Annotated in this window: 5 protein-coding genes; all 5 read left to right on the top strand. The window is 42.4% G+C overall.

The window, feature by feature from the left end; genetic code table 11:
- Positions 1-443: 443 nt before the first annotated feature.
- Positions 444-773, top strand: a complete 330-nt coding sequence (locus tag JMX91_RS11185) for a hypothetical protein (protein ID WP_057760815.1) — start codon at positions 444-446, stop codon at positions 771-773.
- A 175-nt stretch (positions 774-948) separates the two neighbouring features.
- Positions 949-1,446 carry a peroxiredoxin gene (locus tag JMX91_RS11180; RefSeq protein WP_057760817.1) on the top strand — a complete coding sequence of 166 codons (498 nt, stop codon included), beginning with the start codon at positions 949-951 and terminating at the stop codon, positions 1,444-1,446.
- Between the two features lie 160 nt (positions 1,447-1,606).
- Positions 1,607-3,097 (top strand): dihydrolipoyl dehydrogenase, encoded by a 1,491-nt coding sequence (locus tag JMX91_RS11175; RefSeq protein ID WP_201549171.1) that lies wholly within the window; start codon positions 1,607-1,609, stop codon positions 3,095-3,097.
- A gap of 165 nt (positions 3,098-3,262) precedes the next feature.
- Positions 3,263-4,447 carry a mechanosensitive ion channel family protein gene (locus JMX91_RS11170; RefSeq protein ID WP_227679390.1) on the top strand — a complete coding sequence of 395 codons (1,185 nt, stop codon included), beginning with the start codon at positions 3,263-3,265 and terminating at the stop codon, positions 4,445-4,447.
- Between the two features lie 150 nt (positions 4,448-4,597).
- Entirely contained in the window at positions 4,598-6,904 is a 2,307-nt protein-coding gene (gene rlmKL, locus JMX91_RS11165; RefSeq protein WP_201549167.1) for a bifunctional 23S rRNA (guanine(2069)-N(7))-methyltransferase RlmK/23S rRNA (guanine(2445)-N(2))-methyltransferase RlmL, read from the top strand.
- The last annotated feature ends 191 nt before the right edge of the window (positions 6,905-7,095 follow it).

Genomic DNA, 7,095 nt, shown 5'->3' with positions numbered 1-7,095 from the left:
TGACTAAGCTGATGGCTTCAAGTTTGAATTCTCGGGTATATTGGTTGCGTTTGTTGGTCATACTAGTTTCCTTTTTTAGGGTAGTATAAACCTCTTATGCACTGTCCAAGTTTATTATGCCACTACAGATACGGTACAAGGCGCGCTTAGTCTACTACTTGTATTACGTCTACTCGCCTATCTTGTACCCAAATCATATAAGGCCGACTATGTATTAACGCTAAATGCTGCGTGGAATGGTGACACCCATCAACATTCGCGCAACATTCGCTTGCATTAACACAGCACGTCGTTCTTGTATTCTAATCGATATACTTGCTATCGTATGAACGATTATATTTATCGAAAGATGTACATGACGATATCGGTCACTCATATATTGATGAGTTGACTTTGCATTGAGCAAAAGATAAAAAATTGACGCTACCCGTAAGAGGAAATTTATGAAGTTGTTGCCAGTACTACCCCTAGCCTTAGCGGCCCTGTTTGCCATGCCACAAGCTAACGCTGCTGACATTAAGCAAGATAATATCAATTCATGTGTCAATGGCGCAGTCAAATACAAAGTCGCTGACAAAAGCAACGCAACCAAACTATGTAACTGTACTATTGGTGTGCGCAGCAACATGACTATCGGTCAAATGTGGGAGATCGAAAGCTACGCACAAGACAAGAAAGACCCTTCTAATCTGCCATATGTGAAAGCGATGCAAAAAGATTTGCAGCAGTGCACCGTTGGCTTGGATTTGAAGAAGCCACAAAAACCTGCTTAACTTCTAATCGTTTGATGTACAAAAGACTGGCCATTGCCAGTCTTTTTTGTTGCCAATGAATGGGCAAAGTGTAAAACTGATTATTTATTTCTACTAATCTGCCTATAATAAGAACACTATAAATAGAACCATCATTAAACCAATACACATAACTAAAACTAATAAGGATTTTATAATGGCCAAGCCAACGACAGAAACCATTCACCTACCTGATTTTCCAGTAACCATAGTACGCAAGCTTGCTGGCAACTTTATTCATGATGAAATCAATCTAAAAGAAATGGTCGCCAATACCGATAAAGGCCTTATTCTCTATTTTTATCCCAAAGACAATACGCCAGGCTGCACCACACAGGCAACAGATTTTACTTCGTACCTTCATGACTTCGATGAGCTGGGCTACGACATTATTGGCGTCTCTCGTGATAGTGTTGAATCTCATGAAAAATTTATCGACAAATATGACTTGCAGATTCCACTCATCAGTGACGCTGATGAAAAACTATGCCAGTATTTTGACGTTATCAAAGAAAAAAATATGTACGGCAAAGTTACGCTAGGCCTTGTACGTTCGGCATTTGTATTCAATAAAAACAGTGAACTGACTCATGCCCAGCGTAACCTACGTGCCAAAGACTATACCAGTCGTTTACTGACTATATTGGCGCCGTAATTATTGGTGCCATAATTACTGTTTCTGTAATTAGGTCAGTATTATTGACGTTATAGTTAAATCAGCATTGATCATAAGAACCATAAAAACCGAATAAAAAAATATAAGCCAAGCATTCAATCTATTACTGAATATAACCTTGCCCCTATTAGAGAATAATATGAATAAACAATCTGACACGACTACCGACGATACGTCGAAAGAAGTCACGCGCAAAGTATCTGTCGCTATTATTGGTGCGGGTACCGCAGGTCAAAACGCTTTTCGCCAAGCAAGTAAAATCAAAGATGACGTAGTTATTATTAATGAAGGATTTTGGACCACGACCTGTATTGCGGTCGGCTGTATGCCTAGTAAGCTGTTAATTGCAGCGGCGGATCGCGCACACGATGCCAACCATTCTGCTGAATTTGGTATCCATGCGACCGCACAAATCGATGGCAAACGAGTCATGGAGCGTGTGCGTGACGAACGCAGTCATTTTGCCAGCTACATCAAAAGACAAGTAGACAGCTGGCCTGATCATAAGAAAATCGACGGTCGTGCTCGTATTAATGAGCAAGGGCTAATCGAGGTCAATGGTGAGCTGATTGCTGCCGAGCAAATCATTGTCGCCACTGGTAGTTCGCCGTTTATTCCTGATGGATGGGCGGATAAGCTTGGTGATACCATGCTCACGTCTGATAGTGTCTTTGAGCTTGAAGACTTACCAAAAACGATGGCCGTCGTCGGTGCTGGTGCCATCGGTCTAGAGCTTGCACAAGCATTCACACGCTTGGGTGTGGAAGTTACGCTGCTAAACCGTGCCAAACAAGTGGCTGGTCTAAAAGACGATGATATTAATAATAAAGCCATGGATTGCTTAAGTCATGAATTGACCATGCATCTAGGCAGCGAAATTACCGATGTAGGCACAAAAGCAGATGAAGGTAATAAAAGTGCGTTTATCAAATATGAAGACAGTGCTGGTGAGTCTCAGCAATGGCAAGGCGAGTACGTCTTAGTTGCTACTGGTCGTCGCAACAATATTAAGCAGCTGGGTGTCGAAAATTTAGGTGTCGAGCTAGACGATAAGAACCGTCCAAAAGATTTAAGTAAAAAAACAGGCCAAATTGGCGACTTAAACGTCTATATCGTTGGTGATGCCAATGCTAATATTCCGTTACTGCATGTGGCTAGCGATGAGGGCTATAGTGCAGGCAGTATGGTCTGCGAAAACACAGAAGCAGCCTATATTCGCCCACCTGCGACGCCGTTTTCTATCGTATTTTGCTCACCGCAAATCGTCAATGTTGGTATGTCGCTACCAGAGATTCAAAAAGATTCAGAACTCGAATTTGTTATCGGTAGTGTGAGCTTTGATAATCAAGGACGTAGCCGTGTAATGGGTGTCAACTGCGGCTTACTACATATCTATGGCTGTAAAAAGACAGACAGAATTTTAGGCGCCAGTATGGTCGGTCCTGACGCTGAATATATCGGTCATATACTTGCTACGGCGATTACCAATGATCTGAGTATTAAAGATATGCTCGACACCCCTTTTTATCATCCAACGATACTAGAGGGTCTACGTACGGCGCTACGTGATGTTCAATATAAAATGGAGATACCTTTCCAGTCTCTAGATGCCCAAAAGGATAATTCTTAATAGGTGGTTTAGGTAGCTAAGTCCTTAAGTCAGCAATGCCTTTAAATTAATAGTAATTAGCATTAATCGTTGCTCTTATTTGATTGCTTTGACGACTTGAGGTAATTTATAAATAGATATTCATTTATAATTTTTTGTATAAACACATCCTGCATGGACGAAAAAATGCCAATCGCTAGTGTTACCGACTTTTTTGAAGAGATCGTTCGCGACTTACATACTAGCCTATATCTTGCTCTCGGCGGCTCTATAGATGAAGAGTCACTTAATTGGTCCTCTCAAGCAGTAGAACTGGCGAGCACTGGCATCAAAATCCTAATACTGCTTGCGGTATTGGGATTTTTTTATTGGTTGGCCAATTATATCCTTAGACAAAGCCGAGCCAAAATTCGGTTAAATGAGCGCCGCACCAAGATTGTCCGTTCAGTTTTGCGCTATGTTTGGATTGTCGCTAGTCTGATAGCGATTATGAGTCAGATAAACTTTGAGCCAGAAACCATCAAAGCCACCGCGAAGGCAAGCACTTGGGCAGGCATCTATTACGTACTTTGGGCATCATCAGGACAAATCATTCACAGAGTTCTACAGCACTATGGTCTCAATGCTTCCATAGAGCAGCTCCTCAAAAATATTTTATCTGTATTACTATTGGTACTCGGGCTTGCCAGCGTCATGGCGCAATTTGGCTTCGACATTGTATCGTTAGTGGCGGGTTTGGGTATTGTTGGTTTAGCGGTTGGTTTCGCCGCTCAGTCTACCCTTGCTAATTTTATCGCTGGTATCACGATTTTGCTTGAGCAGTCTTTTCAAGTTGGTGATTGGATTCATATCAATGATAATGAAGGGCGTGTGGTACTCATCGCGTTACGCACCACTCATATCCTCACTCGAGATAATATTACTGTCATTATCCCAAACTCCAACGTTGCCTCATCAGAAGTCATTAACCTGACGTCCAAAAACTTTATCCGTTTTGATATTCGCGTACGTATTGCATTCGAAGATGATATAGAAACGGCTCGTAAGGAAATCTTGCAAGTACTTAGTGATACCGATGCGGTGCTTAATCGTCCTGAGACCTCAGCGACCGTGGCAGAAATTGGCGAGTATGGGGTGTTCTTTATCGTACGTTTTTGGGTCAAACCAGCAGCCGTTGCCCGCATCCCCAAAATCAAAGAAGTGCTGCAAGAAGAGATTAAAATTGCGTTTGATGCGGCTAATATTTCTACGCCCTATCCGCATATGCGATTGCTAATGCCAAAAGATGTCGACTATCCTATCGCAACCAAACCCTTTGCGACCACCACTCAAATCGTCCCAGAGGAATTATCCTTAACGAAAGGTGAGTAGAGAATTTATTTTCACATATTTAGCTATCACATCTTAAAATCTTAAACACGGCTACTTTGAACTATCCTACTGTGAATTATGGTAAAATTGCCGGTTACACCGATTATCTTATTATTTGCTTTTTTGTCAATTTAGCCCACAGGTACCCGTATGACCGAACAAACCGCGCCCGCATCTCTAACAGCAGCTTCACCAGAGTTGTCGCTTGATCTTATTATTACCTGTGCCGATGGGCTTGAGGCACCACTGCAGACTGAGCTAACCAGCTTTGGCATTGACAGCGAAATCAAAAGTACCGGCCGTCTAGCTGTTACTGGTGGCTTACGTGAGCTATATACTATCTGCCTATGGTCACGCGTGGCCTCGCGGGTATTGATGCTGATTAAACGTAAAAACATCAATGCAGAATACGATGTCGCAGAGCAGCTATATGGCTTGGCAAAATCGGTCAACTGGACTGAGCAATTTAGCTTGGAGCAAACCTTTGCTATTCGTCTGTCTGTCGATAAGCGTGTCGCTGTCAGTCAGCAATTTGCCATGCTACGTATCAAAGATGCGATTGCCGATACCTTTAACGAAGTTTACGACAGCCGTCCTAACGTCGACAGCAAAAACCCAGACTTCTCTGTTTTTGCAACTATCAATGACAAGCAAGCTGAGTTATATTTAGATTTATCAGGTACCAGTTTGCATCGCCGTGGTTACCGTGTGGCCATGACAGAAGCACCACTAAAAGAAAACTTAGCAGCTGCCCTACTCTATAGTGCTGGTTGGCACAAGAAAAACGAAGCTGGCGATGCACCTTTCTATAATGCGTTAATCGACCCAATGTGCGGCTCTGGAACTTTCCTTATTGAAGCGCTATTGATGCATTGCGACTATGCCGTGGGTATCGACAAAGCTGCCAATCAATTTGGCTTTTACCAGTGGCAGCATCATGATGAGACGCTATGGCAAGAGATGATCGATGATGCTCAAACACGTTTCCGCGAAGCATTAGAGATTGCCAACGAGCAGCCTGATACGTTGCCACTTATGCTAGGCTTTGATGCTGATAGTGGTGCGATCCTCGCCACAGAAAAGAACTTGATTGCCGCAGGTCTACAAGACCTTTTACCGTTACTCGATATCGAGCATCGTGCGCTTGACCAACTTAGTAACGTGCTCAAGCCATTAGTCAATGATGGTCGATTGAGCAATCCTTTGGTCATTACCAACCCACCGTATGGTGAGCGTTTGGGTGATGAAGAAATGATTAAGCCGTTGTATCAAGCAATTGGGCTGATATTGCAAGACAGCTTTGCCGGTAGTGGCATTGACCCGATGCTTGGCATATTGGCCTCTCATGTCGAACAAGTAGATATTTTACCGATAAAAGAACCAAAAACCTTACGTTGTCATAATGGTGCTATCACCGTCTATTTCCGCTACGGAACGCTTATCGCTGGACAAACGGGCAATCTTGTTAGTCGTTTTGAGAAACGCGAGATCGAAGTAGAAGATGGTCAAGACTTCATTAACCGTCTGCAAAAAAACCTCGCTAAGCTTAAGAAACTGGCCAAAAAAGACAATGTAAGCAACATTCGTGTTTACGATGCTGATTTACCTGATTTCAAAGTCGCAATCGATTTATACGGTGATTATGCGCATGTGCAAGAATATGCACCACCAAAGACCATCCCACCTGAGACTGCGAAAAAGCGCTTTAACTTGGCATTGATGGGTATCCGTGAAGTCTTTGATATTAACCGTGAACAGATCTTTATCAAAACGCGTGCTCGTCAGTCTGGTAACGATCAGTACAGCAAACAGAACACCACAGAAAAACGTGGCAAGTTCCATGTTGCACGTGAAGATAGTGCCTATCTTTATGTCAACTTTACAGACTACTTAGATACAGGTCTGTTTATCGATCATCGTAATATGCGTGCTCGTATCAAGGACAACAGCCGCGGTAAAGCAGTACTTAACCTGTTCGCTTATACTTGTACCGCAAGTGTGCATGCAGCACTTGCTGGCGCGAAGAAGGTCACTAGCGTTGATTTGTCACAGAACTATCTAGATTGGGGCAAACAAAACTTTGTCTTGAACGGTTTGGACGTTAGCCGCAATAAGTACCAGTTCGTTGCTGCCGATATCTTTGAGTGGATTAAAGACAATACCGAGCAGTTCGATGTTATCTTTATTGATCCACCGACCTTCTCAAACTCTAAGAAATTCCAAGGTACTTTTGATGTGCAACGTGACCATGCTGCATTGATTAATCGTGCCATGAACCGCCTCACCTCTGATGGCGTCTTGTACTTTTCTAACAACTTTACGCGTTTTGAGTTAGATGAGCAGTTGACTCAGCGTTATGACATCATTGATATCACGCAAAAAACCATTGGCTTTGATTTCAATATCAAAAAGCCGATTCATCAAAGCTTTGAGATTCGTCATCGTCAAAGTCTATAATTCGAAATTTTAGATTTATAGTTTAGAATCTAAAGTCCGTAAACAGGATTTTGATAAATAAGACTATAGATTTATAAGGGCAATATAAGTACCTGAAACTTCTGTTTTTTGCCGAATGTATATGAAATATAACAATGGCCCAATCAGCTTTGATTGGGCCATTTTTTGTTGCTATGATAGAGCGTTACTAG

Origin of the sequence: Psychrobacter sp. Pi2-1 (assembly GCF_904846645.1) — a bacterium.
In the GTDB taxonomy this organism is placed as follows: domain Bacteria; phylum Pseudomonadota; class Gammaproteobacteria; order Pseudomonadales; family Moraxellaceae; genus Psychrobacter.
The sequence above is the reverse complement of the archived record's forward strand: the minus strand, read 5'-3'. Positions and strand labels throughout refer to the sequence as shown.

Coding starts and splice junctions, on each gene's coding strand:
- rlmKL (WP_201549167.1), top strand. CDS start 4,598: ATGACCGAACAAACCGCGCCCGCATCTCTAACAGCAGCTTCACCAGAG.
- JMX91_RS11185 (WP_057760815.1), top strand. CDS start 444: ATGAAGTTGTTGCCAGTACTACCCCTAGCCTTAGCGGCCCTGTTTGCC.
- JMX91_RS11175 (WP_201549171.1), top strand. CDS start 1,607: ATGAATAAACAATCTGACACGACTACCGACGATACGTCGAAAGAAGTC.
- JMX91_RS11170 (WP_227679390.1), top strand. CDS start 3,263: ATGCCAATCGCTAGTGTTACCGACTTTTTTGAAGAGATCGTTCGCGAC.
- JMX91_RS11180 (WP_057760817.1), top strand. CDS start 949: ATGGCCAAGCCAACGACAGAAACCATTCACCTACCTGATTTTCCAGTA.